This is a genomic window from Massilia sp. Mn16-1_5 (assembly GCF_004798585.1).
Taxonomy (GTDB): domain Bacteria; phylum Pseudomonadota; class Gammaproteobacteria; order Burkholderiales; family Burkholderiaceae_D; genus Telluria.
This window is the reverse complement of the sequence record NZ_PPXQ01000005.1, coordinates 267,657-284,234: the sequence shown is the minus strand read 5'-3', so window position 1 is coordinate 284,234 and position 16,578 is coordinate 267,657. Positions and strand designations below refer to the sequence as shown.

Here is a 16,578-nt window from a genome sequence, read left to right as displayed (position 1 = left end):
TTATTTGCCGAAGTTGACCGTTGGTGCGGTCGAGATCGCTTTTTCGTTCTCGACCGTGAACGACGGCTTGGCATCGTAGCCGAACATCATCGCGGTCAGGTTGGTCGGGAACTTGCGCACGGTGACGTTATAGTCCTGCACCGAGGCGATATAGCGCTGGCGCGCGACCGTGATGCGGTTCTCGGTCCCTTCCAGCTGCGACTGCAGGTCGCGGAAGCTGGTGTCGGCCTTGAGTTCCGGATACTTCTCGGAGACGACCATCAGGCGCGACAGCGCGCTCGAGAGTTCGCCCTGCACCTGCTGGAACTTCTGGAAGGCCTGCGGATTGTTCAGGACCTCGGGCGTGATCTGGAAGCTGGTGGCGGCCGCGCGCGCACGGGTGACCGCTTCCAGCGTCTCGCGTTCGTGCGAGGCATAGCCCTTGACGGTGTTTACCAGGTTCGGGATCAGGTCGGCACGGCGCTGGTACTGGTTGACCACTTCGCCCCAGGCCGCCTTGGTGGCCTCGTCCTTGGTCTGGAATTCGTTGTAGCCGCAGCCGGAGAGCAGCGAGCTTGCCAGGGTGGCGGCGGCCAGCAGACGGGCCCAGCGAGAGAATACGGAAGACCTCATGATGTCCTGTCCATTGCGAGTTGTCGAATGAATAAAAATATACAGGAGTCGCCCGTTGGCGGTCGCACGGTCGCGCCCGTCGTGCCACCGGGGCCCATGCGGCGGGTACAATAATGGGTTTGCAACGACTACTGACAAGGGGCTGGACGTGAATTTCATCGATAAACTCTCCGCGGCCTGGGCCCGCAACGACTCGCTCCTGTGCGTTGGACTCGACCCCGACCTCGCGCGTTTCCCTGCGCACCTCAAGGATCAACCGGACGCCATTGTCCAGTTCTGCAAGGCCATCATCGACGCCACGGCCGATCTCGCCTGTGCCTTCAAGCCGCAGATCGCCTATTTCGCCGCCCTCGGCGCCGAGGACCAGCTGGAAGCCATCTGCCGCTACCTGCGCGACACCTACCCGCATATCCCCCTGATCCTCGACGCCAAGCGCGGCGACATCGGCGCCACCGCGCACCAGTACGCGCGCGAAGCCTTCGACCGCTACGGCGCCGACGCCGTCACGGTCAGCCCCTACATGGGTTCGGATTCGGTCGAACCCTACTTCGACTGGCCCGACCGCGGCGTGATCGTGCTGTGCCGGACCTCGAACGCGGGCGGCTCGGACCTGCAGTTCCTGGATGTGGGCGGCGTGCCGCTGTACCAGCACGTGGCGAAGCTGGTTGCCGAGAAATGGAACCGCAACGGCCAGTGCGCGCTGGTGGTGGGCGCGACCTTCCCGGAAGAACTGGCGCAGGTGCGCAAGATCATCGGCGACATGCCTTTATTGGTGCCGGGTGTCGGCGCGCAAGGGGGCGATGTGGCGGCGACCGTGCGTGCAGGGCGCACGGCGAACGGGACCGGAATGATGATCAATTCCTCGCGGGCGATTTTGTATGCCACTGCGCAGGAGGGCGAGGATTTCGCGACGGCCGCGCGGCGCGTTGCGCGTGAGACGCGCGACGAGATCAACCGGTATCGGGGGTAAATAACGGGCACGGGCGGAGTGGGGCAGTTGCCCGCGCCGTTAACGACATGCAACGATCCGCGCGGGGCGTAGCGGGGAATTCGGGCAGCATGCTGCCCGCCCGCGAAGCGCCCTGCCCGCGAGGGCAGGGCATGCCCGCCCTACGTTACGCTACGGCCTGTAGCTGCAGCGCACCGTAGGGCGGGCATGCCCGCGCGGATTTTAAAACACCGATAACGTAACAGGCGAAGCCCCGCTAACTTCAATACCTGCTCGGCGCAATCGCCTCCACGTATTCGTACAAGGCGCCGAGAATCTCCTCGGCCCGCTCGTCCGCCGTCTCCGACAGCGCATCGATCTCCCCAAACAACTGATCGACCGTACGCGCGCCGCCGGCGCCGTCGAACAGGCGCGCCGCCCGGTGCTCTTCCCAGCTTTCCATTTCCTGCTCGCTCAAAGTCTGCGGGAAATTGCGTGCGCGGTAGCGCCACAGCAGTTCGGCCAGGCGCTCGTCCTCGAAGGAGGGGCGGGCGGTGGCGAGCTGGGCGGGCGTCTGCATGCGCAGCGATTCGAGCTTGCGGCGGTCGTTGTTGCTGACAAAGCCGCCGTACAAATCCTCGTCGACATCGGTATCGTTGCCGGCTCCGGGCTTCTGGTAGACCTGGGCCCAGACCGCCGTCATGTCGGGACCCTTCGCCGCCAACTGCGCATGGGCTTTGGCCTGCTCGAGGTCGATGCCCCAGCGCGTGGCCATCGCCGGGCTCAGGGTTTTCAGGTTCCCGACCAGCATCGGCGACTTGTTCAGGTGCACGCTCTTGATCGGCAAGCGCGTCACGCCCTCGGGCAGGTCGGCGCTGCGCGTGAACATGCGCAGGCGAATCGTCTCCACATCCAGGCCGAACAGTTCCGATGGATCGTGGCGGCAATCCCAGACCAGGATCTCGTTCTTGTTGCTCGGATGCTGGGCCAGCGGCCAGACCAGGCCCAGGCAGCCATTCTCGGCCGGGAACATGCCCGACACGTGCAGGAAAGGCTGGCGCGTGCTGCGTTCCAGGTGCAGGCCCATTTCGCTGGCAACCTTGTCCTTGCGCCGCAGCTCCAGGCAGAAGTCGAACAGGCGCGGCTGCTTGCTGCGAATCAGGCGCGCCAGGGCAATGGTGGCGCGCACGTCGGACAGCGCATCGTGGGCCGCGTCGTGGCTGAGGCCGTTAGCGCGCGTCAGGTCCTCGAGGCGGAAGCTGGGGCGGCCGTCCGGATGCGTCGGCCACTCGATGCCCTCGGGACGCAGGGCATAGGTCATGCGCACCACGTCCAGCAGGTCCCAGCGGCCGCAATTGTTCTGCCACTCGCGCGCGTACGGGTCGAGCAGATTACGCCAGAACAGGAAGCGCGTGACTTCGTCGTCGAAGCGGATCGTGTTGTAGCCGACGCCGATCGTGCCCGGCTCGGCGAAGGCGGCTTCGATCTGGCGCGCGAACTCGTGCTCGGGCACGCCTTGCTTCAGGCATTGCTGGGGCGTGATGCCGGTGATCAGGCAGGATTGCGGATCGGGCAGGTAGTCGTTGGCCGGCTGGCAGAACAGCATCAGCGGTTCGCCGATCTCGTTCAGTTCGGCATCGGTGCGGATCGCGGCGAACTGCGCCGGGCGATCGCGGCGCGGCTGGGCGCCGAAGGTTTCGTAATCGTGCCAGAGGAAAGTGTGTGTGCTCATCGTTTTATTGTGTGTGCCTTCGTGCTGAAGCGTCCAGCGTGGCACGGATTGTCGGTGCGCGCTCGCGATCCGTCAATCAAACGCTCACACAATTGCGGCCGGCTTCCTTGGCACGGTAGAGGGCCGCATCGGCTGCTTCGATCAGGCTCACTTCATCGCCTTCCGGACCGAGTACGGCCACGCCGAAGCAGGCCGTCAGGTGCGGCATTGGCACCCGCATGTCGGAGAACAGGACCACTTCGCGCATCTGCTGGCACAGGCGGTCGGCCACCATGTGGGCCAGCTCGGCATTGGTTTCCGGCAGCACGGCCATGAGTTCTTCGCCGCCATAGCGCACCGCAAAGTCGGACGGGCGCAGGCCGTCGCGGATGGCATTTGCCGCCGCACACAGGGCGGCGTCGCCGACCAGGTGGCCGTGGGTGTCGTTGAACTTTTTAAAATTGTCGAGGTCGACCATGAGCAGGGACAGCGGGCTGCCCTGGGCGCGCGCGCGCGCCACCAGTTTCGGCAGCATATCGGCCAGCCAGGTGCGGTTGTACAGGCCCGTCAGGGTATCGTTCAGCGAGAGCTGGCGGTAGAACTCGCCCAGCTTCTGGCGCCGGCGCAGCAGGGCATTCGCCGCGCGGATGCGGAAGGACATCAGGCGCAGCAGGTTGCGCGCCACCGCGTTCGAATGGTCGATCAGTTCCCAGGCCAGTTCCGATTCGATCACCAGCAGCCGGGTTTCCTCGACCGCGTGCACGGCGTCGAGGTTGGCGGCGTCGTCCAGCACCGATTGCTCGCCCACGCTTTCGCCCGGCGCGATGCGGTTGACGTTGCCGTCGGAACTGCCGGTGTGGCCGTCCGTCTCGACTTCGAGCATGCCGGACAGCACGATGTAGAGCCGTGCCCTCACCGGATCCTCGATCGGTTCGCCGGCGGCGACCTGCACCACCTCGCAATCGGCCAGCGCAGTGGCCACGGCCTGCGTGTCGGCGCCGCGGAACAGCTCCAGCTTGTCCACCGTGTAGCCCGAATCCCGAAATGCTCCGATCAGTTTCAAAACGTTCCTCCGCGTGCTCGCTGGTAGCTGGAATGAGTAGGGAAATAAGCATGCATGATAAACCATTCGCCGCCGCGTTCCCGCTGGTGTTTCGGAAACAGGAGTGTTTCAATAGCGGCCATGACCGCACCCCTCGAACACCGCATCGACGCCCTGGGCGTCGCCCACCCGCCGGCGCCTGGCGCGCGCATCGTTTCGCTGGTTCCCTCGATCACCGAATTGCTGTGCGACCTGGGCCTTTCTCACCTGCTGGTCGGCCGTACCGGCTTTTGCATCCATCCCGCGGAAACAGTCGCGGCGATCCCGAAAGTCGGCGGCACCAAGGACGTCAACCTCGAGAAAATCCGCAAGCTGGCGCCGACCCACGTGATCCTCAACATCGACGAAAACGAGAAGCCGACGGCCGAGGCCCTGGCCGCCTTCGTGCCGCACCTGGTCGTCACCCATCCGCTGGCGCCGCGCGATAACCTGGCCTTGGCAAGGCTGATGGGCGGCATTTTCGGCGCCGAGGAGGCGGCCGAACGCTGGTGCGCGGACTTCGAAGCCGAGTACGCGGCGCTGAAGCAGGAGCGGGCAGGGCCGCCGCGCACGGTGCTCTACTGCATCTGGCAGGATCCATGGATGAGCGTGTCAAGCGACACGTATATCGCGCGCATGCTGGCCGAACTCGGCTGGACCTTGCCGGCTTTGCCCGACACCGCCCGTTACCCGCGTTTTGCGTGGTCGAGCGAGCTGGTCGACCAACTCGACGCGGTGCTGCTGTCCACCGAACCCTATCGCTTCACCGAGGCGCACGCGGATGCCCTGGAGAAGCAGCTCGGCATTCCGGTGTTGCTGGTCGACGGCGAGATGATGTCCTGGTACGGCAGCCGGGCGCTGGCCGGATTGCGTTACCTGCGCGAACTGCGGGTGCTGGTCGAGGGATAAAAAAAGCGCGGCCCCCGAGCCGCGCTTCAGCTTCCATCCGCGGCGATTACATGCCGCTGGTCAGGTTCTTGTCCTGTTCCGGCGCGAGGTCGCCGTCGGCATCGCCGAGCGGCACCGGCTCGCGCTTGCCCTTGTCGGCCAGGCGGCCCAGGGCGCTGTCGAGCGCGCGTTTGAGTTTGTTGCCAGCGCTGTTGACGGACTGGTGCAGGGTGTCCGCGTGTTCGTTGACGACCACCGGCGCATAGCCGGCGACGTGCGCTTCCATCATGCAGCGGCTGCCGCCGTCGGCGCCTTTCTGGCTGTTTTCATCGCTCAGGTGGACTTCGACGCGGTGGACCTGGTCCGCGAAACGGCCGATCGAGCTCTCGACGACGGACTGCACGTGTTCATCGAGACCTTGGTGTTTGTCGATGGTACGGTCGGTATTAACATTGATTTGCATAAAGATGGCTCCCTTATCAAAGATCTTGAAGCCGATCTTACACTTTTTGCATTATTTGCCGCGTTCTGGACGCCGCTAGGCTAGACCTTCGCTTCTTCCTTGTGATGCGGAAACCGGTCCATTTTCGACAACACCGGAAACAGCACGGCCCACAGTCCCGTCACCACCAGGGTCGCCGCGCCGCCCAGCAGGATGGCGCGCGTCAGGCCGAACCAGCCGGCGGTGACGCCGGATTCGAATTCGCCCAGTTCGTTGGAGGCGCCGATGAAGACGGCATTCACGGCGCTGACGCGGCCGCGGATCTCGTCCGGCGTCTCGTACTGCACCAGCAGGTGCCGCACGTAGACACTGACCATGTCGCCCGCGCCCAGCAGGAAGAGGGCGATCAGGGCCACAGGAAATTGGCTCGTCCAGCCGAGGGTCAGCGTGGCCATGCCAAAGACAGCGACGCCGCCGAACATCCAGGCTCCGACGCGGCGCCGGATCGGCATGAAGGCCAGCGCGATCGAGCACAGCGCCGCGCCGGCGCCGGGCGCGGTACGCAGCCAGCCGAGCGCCGTGGGACCGGCATGCAGCACATCGTGGGCGTACGCAGGCAGCAGGGCGGTGGCGCCGCCGAACAGCACGGCGAACAGGTCGAGCGAGATCGCGCCCAGCACGATCGGCCGCGAGCGAACGAAGCGCAGGCCCTCGAGCAGGGTATGCCAGCTGGCGGGCTTGGTGCTGCGTACTTGCGGCGCGCTGGTGGTCGAGGCCATGAGCAGGGTGGCGACCAGCAGCAGCGCGGCGGAAATCGTGTACACGACGGTCGGCCCGAAGGCATACAGCAGCCCGCCCAGTACGGGACCGGCGATCACGGCCACGTGGAAGGTCGAGGAGCCGAGCGCGACGGCCTGGCCGAAGTCCTTGTCCGGCACCAGGTTGCGCAGTACCGCCTGCGAGGCCGGCATCATGAAGGCGCGCGCGCTGCCGAACAGCACCAATACCGCGAACACGGGCCAGACCACATGGCTGCCGCTGGCGGTAAAGGCCAGCAGCAATGCGCTCACCAGCAATTGCGTCAGCATGCAGCCGACGATGATCTTGCGCCGGTCATGGCGGTCGGCCACGTGGCCGGCCCAGAGGATCAGCACCAGGAAGGGCGCGAACTGCGCCAGCCCGATCAGGCCCAGGTCGAACAGGCTGCCGGTGATCTGGTACACCTGCCAGCCGACGGCCACGCTTTGCATCTGGACGGCCAGGGTGCCGAGGAAGCGCGAGGAAAGATAAAAGGAGAGATTACGGTTGCGCAGGACGGCGAGGCCGCTGGAGGAGGAGAGCAAAGACATGAAGGAGCAATGACAGGCGAGAAGCTGTCAATTGTGCCCGAATTAGAACGTTGCTGCCGACGTAGGGTGGGCGCCCTGTGCCCACCAAAAACATGCGTCGAGGTGACGCCACGTTCGGTGGGCACAGAGCGCCCACCCTACGTCGTTATTCCGCCGCCAGATCCGCCTCAGTCGTGAACGCATCCGCATAAAACTCCTCCGCCGGCAGTCCGCACTGCGCCACGTACTCGGTGCGCGCCGCATCCACCATCACCGGCGCGCCGCAGGCATACACCTGCCAGCCCGACAGGTCCGGAATGTCCTGCATCACCGCCGCGTGCACATAGCCGGTACGGCCGGTCCAGTTATCCTCGGGAAGCGCATCCGAGATCACGGGCACGTACTGGAAGTCGGGCATGGTCGTGGTCCAGGCCTGGCACAGCTCGTCCATGTACAGGTCTTGCGGACGGCGCCCGCCCCAGTACAGGCGGACCGGACGCGTCGACTTCAGGTGCATCAGGTGCTCGACCAGGGCCTTGACCGGTGCGAAGCCGGTGCCGGAAGCCAGCAGCACGATCGGCTTGTCGGACTCCTCGCGCAGGAAGAAGGTGCCGAGCGGACCCTCGAAACGCAGGATGTCGCGCTCCTTCATGGCGCCGAAGACGTGGTCGGTAAACAGGCCCCCCGGCAGGTGGCGGATGTGCAGTTCCAGCGGACGCTCGAGCGTCGGTGCGCAGGCCAGGCTGTAGGCGCGGCGCTTGCCGTCCTTCAGCAGGAATTCGACGTACTGGCCGGCGCGGTAGGCCAGCGCCTCGTTGGCCGGCAACTGCAGGGTGACGATGGCGACGTCCGGCGCGGCGCGCGTGATCGACTGCACCCGGGTCGGCATCTTGCGGATCGGGTAATCGCTGCTGCCGCCGATCTCGCGCGCCTCGATCACGACGTCGCCTTCGGGCAGGGCGCAGCAGAACAGCGACATGCCGCCGAGCTTTTCCTGTTCCGACAGGGCGCGCGCCTGGTGCGGCTTGTGGGTGACGCTGCCGCCGACGACCTTGCCCTTGCACGAACCGCAGGCGCCGTTCTTGCAGCCGTACGGCAGGCCCACGCCGGCGCGGATCGCGGCCGACAGGACGGTTTCGTCGGCCTCGCAGGCGAATTGGGTGCCGCTGGGCTGGACAGTGATCTGGAACGTCATACAATCCTCAACATGAATTTCAATAATAAATTTCGTCTGGGCCGCCCACGCCTGCTGCTGCTCGGCTGCGGCGATGTCGGCATGCGCCTGCTGCCGCTGCTGGTTCCACGCTTCCGGGTCTTTGCCGTCACCCGCGACGAAAGTCGCACCGGAGAGCTGCGCGCACTGGGCGCCATACCGGTCGTGGCCGATCTCGACCGGCCGGCCAGCCTGGCGCGCCTGCGCGGCCTGGCTTCCCGGGTGGTGCATCTGGCGCCGCCGCAAACCGAAGGCGCGCTCGACCTGCGCACACGGCGGCTGACCGCCATTCTACCCGAGGGGGCGCGCCTCGTTTATGTCAGCACGAGCGGGGTCTATGGCGATTGCAAGGGAGCGCTGATCGACGAAACCCGTGGCGTGGCGCCGAAGAATGCCCGTGCCGCCCGCCGCGTCGACGCCGAACGCGTGCTGCGCGCCTGGGCCATGCGCAGCGCCGGCAGCGTCGCCATCCTGCGCGTGCCGGGCATCTATGCCGCCGACCGCCTGCCTTTGAGGCGCCTGCGCGAAGGCACGCCGGCCTTGCGCGCGGAAGACGACGTCTACACGAATCACATCCAGGCCGACGACCTGGCGCGCATCGTCGCCTTGGCGCTGTTTCGCGGCCTGCCGGGGCGGGTGTATCACGCGGCCGACGATACGCGCCTGAAAATGGGAGACTATTTCGACCTTGTGGCCGACGCCTACGGACTGGCGCGGCCGCCGCGCCTGGCGCGCGAGGACTTGCGCGCGGCGGTGTCGCCGATGCTGCTGTCCTTCATGTCGGAATCGCGCCGCCTCGACAACACGCGCATGCGGCGCGAACTCGGCGTGCGCCTGCGCTATCCGGATGTTCACCGCGCGCTGGCCCAATGGGCGCTGATAGAATAGCGCCCCTCCCAAAAGCATCCTGTAAAGCTCACCATGAAAACCCTGACCTACGAAGCCTTCCTCGACGAAGTCACGACCCTGCTGACCGAAATCTACGACCTGGACGACGAGACGGCCATCAAGCTGGTCGTGGACGCGCAGGCGAACGATTATTTCGTGGCGCACGACGACCACGAAGCGATGCGTACCGTCGAGCAGGCGAAGAAAGAAGCCGTCGCCCTGTATGAAGGCAAGAAGAACAGGACGCAGACGCAGGAACGGCAGCAACTGCGCGCACGTCACAAGAAGCCGTAATGCGGCGTCTGCTCGTCTTGATTAATCGTCTGATAGTTGCTTGAGCAAAATCCAACTTTCCCATTATCATTGCCACTGTGAGAATATCACCATATAAACGGTGCATATTTTGGCTTGAAGGCCAATTTTTCACTACAAAAGAAACATTGTGAAAAATAAGAGTTGGTTTGTGACATTTGGAAAGAATTGATATGCCAGTCAGAAGATTGCCGGAAGGCGCGCAATACGACCCTAACCGTGTCCTGGACGCGATCATCGAGAAAACCGGCCTCAAGAACGATGCGGCCTTGTCGCGCGCGCTGGAAGTGGCGCCGCCCGTCATCAGCAAGATTCGTCACAGCACCTTGCCGATCGGTGCCACGATCCTGCTGCGCATGCATGAGATCAGCGATTTCAGCATCCGCGAGCTGCGTGCGTTGATGATTGCGCCGGAAGGGGGAGCGGCCGGCGCTTGATGAAAGGAGCGGTGACCGGCGCGTCCTGCGCTTGGCCACCGGAACATCGAATTATCACGCCGCCTGCCGGGTCGTGCCCATGCACCAGGCGGTTTGCACATCGGCTGCCTTGATGCGGGTCGTGCCCATGCACCAGGCAGTCTGCGCATCGACAGCCTTGATGCGGGTCGTACCCATGCACCAGGCAGTCTGCGCATAGGCTGGCGTGATCCTGGTTGTCCCCATGCACCAGGCAGTCTGCGCATAGGCTGGCGTGATCCTGGTTGTCCCCATGCACCAGGCAGTCTGCGCATTGGCTGCCGTGATCCTGGTGGTGCCCATGCACCATGCAGTCTGCACATCGCCCGCCGTAACCCTGGTCGTGCCCATGCACCAAGCCGAGTTTGCCGCCTCTCCATTAGTCTGGACCAATGCCGTTTGCACATCGGCCGCTTCCACGGCGTCGTCGGTCCTCAGCGGACGCACATACGACAGCCCGAACGTGGACTCATACAAGTCGCGCATGCGCTTGCCCGCCTGCTTCTGCATCTCCGCGTCGTCTTCGCCCTCCATGCCGAGGTAGGGGTAGTGGTGCAGGAAGCGGCCGAAAGTCTGCTCGCAATCCCGGGCGTACTTCATCGTGTCGAGGATGTGGTAGTGCCAGAACGTGTCGACATCCACGGTCGGCGCCACCTGGGCGTCGGGATAGGCATTCATCAAGTACAGGAAGCGGCGATACTCGGTCTCGATGGCATTCGCGCGTTCCAAGGACCAGCCTTCGCCGGATTCCTTATGCATCAGTTTTACTTTGATCGGGTTCAAGTCCAGAGAGGCAATGAGGGCGAAGTCGTTATTCGAAATCATGATCTATCCTTTTGTTTTGGCTACTGCATCGTTATTTTGGTGTGTGTTGGCAAGCGATGAAGTGATGCTGGCAAATGGGTAGTCCTCCTCGGTTTTTTGCTGCTTACGTCGCCATTGACGCGAAGCATTGATAGGAATTCTCTACCTCAAGCACCCAAAAATCGTTGATTTGGCACAAGTTGAAACGTGTCAACAAGTTCGGTGTCGCAAAATTGCCTACAACGCCACGGGCAGTAGGCCTACAAGACGGCCCTCTTCGCACCTACAGCGCGTCAAGGGCGGTATGGAGGGGAATAGCGGGCTCCGGCATATAGGAAACGGAGAGCAGATTGTCCGCCGCGGGAAGCGCCACGTGGACCGTGGTGCCAGCATTCGGCACGCTCGTGATAATGCATTTGCCGCCTAAAATGCGCACCCTTTCTTCGATGCCGACCAGGCCGAAGGATCCCGGTTTCGGCCCGCCCGCCTTGCTCAGGCCGATGCCGTTATCGCTGACGGTCATTGAAATCGATTCGGGGTCGACAGCGAGCTCGACCCTGACCTTGGTGGCGCGGGCGTGGCGCGACACGTTGGTGAGCGATTCCTGCAGGATGCGGAACAGGGTCGTGGCACAGCGGTCGCTGACATGCAGGTCGTGGTTGTCCGATACCAGTTCGCAGGCCAGCCCCGTACGGCGCTGGAATTCGGCGATCTGCCAGTCGACCGCCGCCGTCAGGCCCAGGTCGAGCACGTGCGGGCGCAGGTCGTTGATGATCTGGCGCACGCTCTTGATCGTCGCGTCGATCTGCTCGAGCATCCAGTGCGCCCGCGCATGCAGGCGCGGATGGCGCTTGTTGGTGCGCGAGGCCAGCAGGTCGACCTCGATGCGCAGGGCCAGCAGGTTCTGGCCCAGGTCGTCGTGGATCTCGCGCGCGATGCGCTTGCGTTCGCTTTCCTTGATGCTTTCGGCGTGGGCCGCCAGGCGCCGCAGGTTGTCGTTCGTCTTTTGCAGCTTTGCTTCGCTCGCCCTCAATTCCTCGGTCATGTCCTCGGCCAGCACAATGGCGCGCCGGCGCGACGAGCTGAGGGTCTGGAACAGGGCATACAGAAGGGCGGTGCTGGTCATCCCCGCGAGCATCGCCACCCATGGCAGGACGCTGTCGAGCCCGGAGTACAGGCTGCGCTTTTCGACGCTGAAATCGATGTCCCACCCGCTCTTGCCGAAACCGAGCGGCAACACTGCATGAAATAGGGTCTGTCCGTCGGTGGCGTCACCCGGACGGTTGTCAAACACCACGGTACGGATGTAACCCTTTGGCGTGCCTGGTTCGTCGATTGGGCTCGTTCCGGAAATCACAAGCCGCGTTGCATTCTTCGGAGTGTTGTCGAGCACACCCTTGGCAAGACTCTCAACGCTGAACCCAATCCCGAGCGTTCCCAAGTAGGCAGCGCGGCGCTGGGCTACGGTCCGTGGGAGGAAAGGGCCGCGGTAGACTGGAAACCGCATCGAAAGGCCGATCACCACCGATCCCGCTTTGACCGGGGCGCCTGAAGTCAACACTTCTCCTGTATCGCGCGCGTGTGCCAGCAGCGCCGGCGCACTTGGAAAGGTGCGCAGGTCCAGGCCGATACGGTCGACCCAGATCGCACCGGGCTCGGCGAAACTCAGTACCGTGTACTCGCTGCGCTGGCCCTCGGGCATGATCCTGGCATTGCGTCCGCGTCCGTCGATGTTGCGCAGCATAGTCGTTTCGAACTGCTCGCGTTCGGCATCGGGCACGTATTTGGCGAAGTTGATCGACTGGACGCCGGGGAATTGATTGGGCAAATCGAGGCCGGCTACATAGCGGCGGAACTCGTCGCGCGTGACCTCGTCAGACGTAAGAAACAGGCTCGCCGTTCCCCGCAGTACGTCCAGGTAGGTTTTGATGCGCCCGTTCAGGGTCGACTGGACGGTGCGCGCCATGTTCGTGAAGCGCTCCTGGGCGTCGCTCTCGAGCGTCCGGCTGGTGCTGATGTAGAGGCTGATGCCGACACCGAGCGACAGCAGCGCGCCCAGCCAGGTCCCCAGCTTGATCCCCTTGATCTTCGTGAGCGGGTCGGCCGTTCGCATGTCGAATTCGATTGATGATGGGCTTGTTTGATGTAGATCAGAATCTATCAGATGTGCGCCCGTGAAACCTATCAACTCTGGGAGTTGTGGACCTCGTCGCGGCAAGGCGAAAAAAATCCCGCCGCAGGCGAGCCCGGGGCGGGATGGAGGGTGGCCGGGGCGGCGTCATCGTCCCCGTATGGACGATTACTTAGCCCAGCTATCCTTCAGCGTCGTGACACGGTTGAACACCGGCTTGCCCGGCGTTGAGTCGACCTGGTCGGCCACGAAATAGCCGTGACGTTCGAACTGGAAGCGCTGCTCGGGCTGGGCCTTGGCCATGCCCGGCTCGAGGTAGGCGGTGACGGTTTCCAGCGCGTTCGGGTTGAGCAGGGCCTTGAAGTCCTTGCCGCCGGCGTCCGGGTGCGCGTCCAGGAACAGGCGGTCGTACAGGCGCACTTCCGCTTCCAGTGCCGAGGCGGCGCTGACCCAGGTGATGTTGCCCTTGACCTTGTAGTTGTCGGCGCCCGGCGTGCCCGACTTCGAATCCTCGAAGTATTTCACGTGCACGGCGGTCACCTTGCCGTTCTCGTCCTTGTCGTAGCCGGTGCACTCGACCACGTAGCCGTACTTCAGGCGCACGCGCGAACCCGGCTGGTCGCCCACGGGCGGGGTGAAGCGGAAATAACCCTTGGTCGGGGTTTCCATGAAGTCTTCCTGCTCGATCCACAGTTCGCGCGTGAACGGGAAGCTACGCACGCCCCATTCCGGATGGTGCGGGTGGACCGGGGAGCTGCACTCGTGCGCTTCGCCTTCAGGGAAATTGTCGACGATCAGCTTCAGCGGACGCAGCACGGCGATCGCGCGCGGCGCCTTCGGGTCGAGGTCGTCGCGCAGTGCGCCTTCCAGCGTGCTCATGTCGATCCAGCCATCGGCCTTGGAGACGCCGATGCGCTCGCAGAACAGCTGGATCGATTCCGGCGTGTAGCCGCGGCGGCGCAGGCCGACGATGGTCGGCATGCGCGGATCGTCCCAGCCGGAGACGATGCCTTCGTCGACCAGCTGGCGCAGCTTGCGCTTGGACATGACGACGTAGGTCAGGTTCAGCCGCGACATCTCGTACTGCCGCGGCACCGGCGGCGTGAAGAAACCGCCTTCGGTCGCGGTGGCGATCAGCCAGTCGTAGAAGGGACGGTGGTCCTGGAATTCCAGGGTGCAGATCGAGTGGGTGATCGCTTCCATCGCATCCGACAGCGGGTGCGTGAAGTCGTACATTGGGTAGATGCACCAGTCGTCGCCCGTGCGGTGGTGGTGCGCATGGCGGATGCGGTACAGGGCCGGGTCGCGGTTGGTCATGTTGGGCGAGGACATGGCGTCTTCGCTCATCTTCGCGCGCAGGATGTGTTCGCCGTCCTTGTACTTGCCGGCTTTCATGTCGCGGAACAGCTGCAGCGATTCTTCCACCGGACGGTTGCGGAAGGGCGAATTCGTACCCGGCGTACCGAAGTTGCCGCGGTTCTTCGCCATGTCTTCGGCGCTCTGGCTGTCGACGTAGGCGACACCCTTCTGGATCATGTATTCGGCGATCGCGTAGAGTTTGTCGAAGTAGTCGCTGGCGTAGTGCAGGTATTCCTCGCCGCCTTGCTCCCACGAAAAGCCGAGCCACTTGACGCTGTCCATGATGGTGTCGACGTATTCTTGGTCCTCTTTTTCCGGATTGGTGTCGTCGAAGCGCAGGTGGCAGCGGCCGGCGTAGTCGCGCGCCAGGCCGAAGTTCAGGCAGATCGATTTGGCGTGGCCGATGTGCAGGTAGCCGTTCGGCTCCGGCGGGAAACGGGTGATCACCGGCGGCATGCCGTCGCGATCATGGGTGCCTGCCGCCAGGTCGTTGTCGATGATGGCGCGCAGGAAATTCGACGGAGGCACGGGTGCGGCCGCCGCCTTGTTCTTGTCGTTACTCATGAATGGTGTTTTGGATAGGTAAAGTTAACGGCATTTTACCGTACACGGCCTGGCCAGGGGCCGCCTATGTGGTGGAGCGCACGGTCCGCTCCGTATGCAAGGACCATACTTGGGGCGCGCTGCCCCGCTTGCAAGGGCGGGCGGGGCAGGGCGTCGCGTATTGCCGTCCCTGTCATGTTGGCGTTTTCTATAGGATAATCTCGTTTTTGCCGTTCGTTCGGCCCCAGCCGGAGAGTTCCAAAGTGGAAAATTTATACGCGATCCTCGGCGTCGCGCCGAATGCCAGCGACGAGGAAATCAAGAAAGTCTACCGCTCGCTCGCGATGCGCTACCACCCCGACCGCAACGACGCGCCGGGCGCGGAAGCGCGCTTCAAGGCCGTGACCAAGGCCTACGAAATCCTGTCGGACCGCGCCAAGCGCGAGGAATACAACCAGAGCGTGAACCACCGCATCGTGCTCGATGCCGAAGCAGAAGCCTTCGAGCTGTGGCGCTCGCTGTTCGCGCTCAACGGCGTCACGCTGCAGGGCTGAGCTCCCTATTACAGGACAACACATGAAAAGAGTACATCCCGAATTCGCCTACCAGTCGCGCGAACTGGAAGGCCAGATCGAAGGCACGCTGGGCGATCCGCCCAACAAGAAGAATTACCAGATGATGGTCGACGCCCTGGTCTCGGAATACGCGAGCGGTTCCGGCATCGACGACGTCAACCTGATGGCCTTCGCCCTCGTTGACAAGATCAAGTTCATCGACCCGAAAGGCCTGCTGCGCGAGGCGGCCGACTACGAAGGCGACGACCCTGTGAAAGTGTTCGCGATGGCCGAGTGCACGGGCGAAGACGGCGCAGCCATGTACGCGTCCATGACGGAAAACCATCCGGAACTGGCGCGCCAGGCGATCATCACCGCCTTCCTGTTCAAGCACCAGGGCCGCTGGGAAGACGACGACCAGTCGCTCGAGCAGCTCGGCCGGGGCGACGAGGGCGACGACGAGGACGAGAACGACGACACCATGGCGTCGGACGACTTCACGCAGATCTTCGACGCCGAAGGAGAACGCGAATGAGCGACAACGCAAGTAAAAGCGCCAACCTCCCGGCGCTGACCAAGCAGGTCAGCGAACTGGTGCTGGCCGGCTCGCTGCAGCACGCCGAAGAGGCGTTCTCGCAGGCGGCCGACGAGCACGGCGACTATGCCGTCGCCGAAGTGCTGGCTACGCTGCCGCCGCAAGTGACGGCCCTGCACCTGGCCGGCTTCGACGGCGCCAAGACTTCGCTGGCCACCATGCTGGTGCCGCCGAAAGCCTGGGCCGAGAGCCTGGCCTACCTCGCCGCGACCTGGCCCGACAACATGATCGAGGACGACCCCGAGCGCATCGCCGAGGGCCTGTTCAACCACGTCCACGGCGTGGTCTACGCCACCGACGACGAAGACCGCCGCCACGAGCTGCTGCAGGAGGCATCGGCCACCGACCACGGCGCCACCGTGTTCGCGATCCTGTGGTCGCTGGCGCCGAAGGAGATCATGGAAGTGGCCGGCGAGATCAACACCAAGGGCCGCTATGTGACGGGCCAGACCTCGTCCGACAGCGACATCGTGCCGCTGGCCATCGACCTGGCGAAAGCCAGCGAAGACGGCTGGGAGCGTTCGCTGATCGAGCTGTTCCCTGAATTCAGGCACAGCAACGAGATGGCCGAAGCCGAATTCCCGGACGACCCCGACGAAGACCCTGACTTCCAGCAGAGAAGCACGCGCGACCTGCTGTACCGCCTGCGCAAGCAGGTGCCGTCGGTGCGCACCATGCCAAGGCGCAGCACGCGCAAGAGCATGGGCACGGACATCTTCTCGTGACCGGATCGC

Annotated in this window: 17 protein-coding genes; 8 read left to right on the top strand and 9 right to left on the bottom strand. The window is 64.0% G+C overall.

Annotated features, from left to right (window positions below):
- Positions 1–612, bottom strand: coding sequence for a LemA family protein (locus C2862_RS08140; RefSeq protein WP_136219613.1), 612 nt, complete (start codon positions 610–612; stop codon positions 1–3).
- Positions 613–760: 148 nt separating this feature from the next.
- On the opposite strand from C2862_RS08140, the gene pyrF reads away from it, so the two are divergent.
- Positions 761–1,582 (top strand): orotidine-5'-phosphate decarboxylase, encoded by an 822-nt coding sequence (pyrF, locus tag C2862_RS08135; protein ID WP_136219612.1) that lies wholly within the window; start codon positions 761–763, stop codon positions 1,580–1,582.
- Between the two features lie 241 nt (positions 1,583–1,823).
- On the opposite strand, the gene sbcB is transcribed toward pyrF, so the two are convergent.
- Both sbcB and C2862_RS08125 read right to left on the bottom strand, forming a co-directional pair.
- Complete coding sequence (gene sbcB, locus C2862_RS08130; protein ID WP_136219611.1) at positions 1,824–3,272, bottom strand: exodeoxyribonuclease I; 1,449 nt, start codon at positions 3,270–3,272, stop codon at positions 1,824–1,826.
- Positions 3,273–3,348: 76 nt separating this feature from the next.
- A complete protein-coding gene (locus C2862_RS08125) occupies positions 3,349–4,314 on the bottom strand; it encodes a diguanylate cyclase (protein WP_136219610.1) in 966 nt (321 codons plus the stop codon).
- A gap of 120 nt (positions 4,315–4,434) precedes the next feature.
- On the opposite strand from C2862_RS08125, the gene C2862_RS08120 reads away from it, so the two are divergent.
- Positions 4,435–5,241: a helical backbone metal receptor gene (locus tag C2862_RS08120; RefSeq protein WP_136219609.1), complete on the top strand. Its 807-nt coding sequence runs from the start codon at positions 4,435–4,437 to the stop codon at positions 5,239–5,241.
- A 46-nt stretch (positions 5,242–5,287) separates the two neighbouring features.
- Here C2862_RS08120 and C2862_RS08115 read toward each other — a convergent pair whose 3' ends face one another.
- The 3 genes from C2862_RS08115 to C2862_RS08105 all read right to left on the bottom strand — a co-directional run bounded on the left by C2862_RS08115 (position 5,288) and on the right by C2862_RS08105 (position 8,185).
- Positions 5,288–5,683, bottom strand: a complete 396-nt coding sequence (locus tag C2862_RS08115; RefSeq protein WP_136219608.1) for an HPF/RaiA family ribosome-associated protein — start codon at positions 5,681–5,683, stop codon at positions 5,288–5,290.
- A gap of 80 nt (positions 5,684–5,763) precedes the next feature.
- On the bottom strand, positions 5,764–7,011 hold the full coding sequence (locus C2862_RS08110) for an MFS transporter (protein ID WP_136219607.1): 1,248 nt from the start codon (positions 7,009–7,011) through the stop codon (positions 5,764–5,766).
- 145 nt (positions 7,012–7,156) lie between these two features.
- On the bottom strand, positions 7,157–8,185 hold the full coding sequence (locus C2862_RS08105) for a CDP-6-deoxy-delta-3,4-glucoseen reductase (protein WP_136219606.1): 1,029 nt from the start codon (positions 8,183–8,185) through the stop codon (positions 7,157–7,159).
- Positions 8,186–8,197: 12 nt separating this feature from the next.
- Between C2862_RS08105 and C2862_RS08100 the strand changes: the two genes are divergently transcribed.
- From C2862_RS08100 to C2862_RS08090, 3 genes are all read left to right on the top strand, one after another.
- Positions 8,198–9,091: an NAD-dependent epimerase/dehydratase family protein gene (locus C2862_RS08100; protein ID WP_136219605.1), complete on the top strand. Its 894-nt coding sequence runs from the start codon at positions 8,198–8,200 to the stop codon at positions 9,089–9,091.
- 33 nt (positions 9,092–9,124) lie between these two features.
- The gene (locus tag C2862_RS08095) at positions 9,125–9,385 is read left to right on the top strand and encodes a hypothetical protein (protein WP_210735922.1); all 261 of its coding nucleotides are present in this window, start codon (positions 9,125–9,127) and stop codon (positions 9,383–9,385) included.
- 191 nt (positions 9,386–9,576) lie between these two features.
- Positions 9,577–9,840 carry a hypothetical protein gene (locus C2862_RS08090; protein WP_136219604.1) on the top strand — a complete coding sequence of 88 codons (264 nt, stop codon included), beginning with the start codon at positions 9,577–9,579 and terminating at the stop codon, positions 9,838–9,840.
- A 54-nt stretch (positions 9,841–9,894) separates the two neighbouring features.
- Here the strand turns inward: C2862_RS08090 and C2862_RS08085 are convergent, their stop codons facing one another.
- From C2862_RS08085 to C2862_RS08075, 3 genes are all read right to left on the bottom strand, one after another.
- Positions 9,895–10,683: a glycine-rich domain-containing protein-like gene (locus tag C2862_RS08085; protein WP_136219603.1), complete on the bottom strand. Its 789-nt coding sequence runs from the start codon at positions 10,681–10,683 to the stop codon at positions 9,895–9,897.
- A 262-nt stretch (positions 10,684–10,945) separates the two neighbouring features.
- Positions 10,946–12,775 carry a CHASE domain-containing protein gene (locus C2862_RS08080; RefSeq protein WP_136219602.1) on the bottom strand — a complete coding sequence of 610 codons (1,830 nt, stop codon included), beginning with the start codon at positions 12,773–12,775 and terminating at the stop codon, positions 10,946–10,948.
- Between the two features lie 186 nt (positions 12,776–12,961).
- Entirely contained in the window at positions 12,962–14,716 is a 1,755-nt protein-coding gene (locus C2862_RS08075) for a glutamine--tRNA ligase/YqeY domain fusion protein (RefSeq protein WP_136219601.1), read from the bottom strand.
- Positions 14,717–14,958: 242 nt separating this feature from the next.
- On the opposite strand from C2862_RS08075, the gene C2862_RS08070 reads away from it, so the two are divergent.
- From C2862_RS08070 to C2862_RS08060, 3 genes are read left to right on the top strand one after another with little or no spacing between them, the layout of a single operon-like run.
- Positions 14,959–15,249 (top strand): DnaJ domain-containing protein, encoded by a 291-nt coding sequence (locus tag C2862_RS08070; protein ID WP_136219600.1) that lies wholly within the window; start codon positions 14,959–14,961, stop codon positions 15,247–15,249.
- 22 nt (positions 15,250–15,271) lie between these two features.
- Entirely contained in the window at positions 15,272–15,784 is a 513-nt protein-coding gene (locus tag C2862_RS08065; protein WP_136219599.1) for a hypothetical protein, read from the top strand.
- Complete coding sequence (locus tag C2862_RS08060; RefSeq protein WP_136219598.1) at positions 15,781–16,569, top strand: hypothetical protein; 789 nt, start codon at positions 15,781–15,783, stop codon at positions 16,567–16,569. The genes C2862_RS08065 and C2862_RS08060 overlap by 4 nt, the downstream gene beginning before the upstream one ends.
- Positions 16,570–16,578 lie beyond the last annotated feature (9 nt).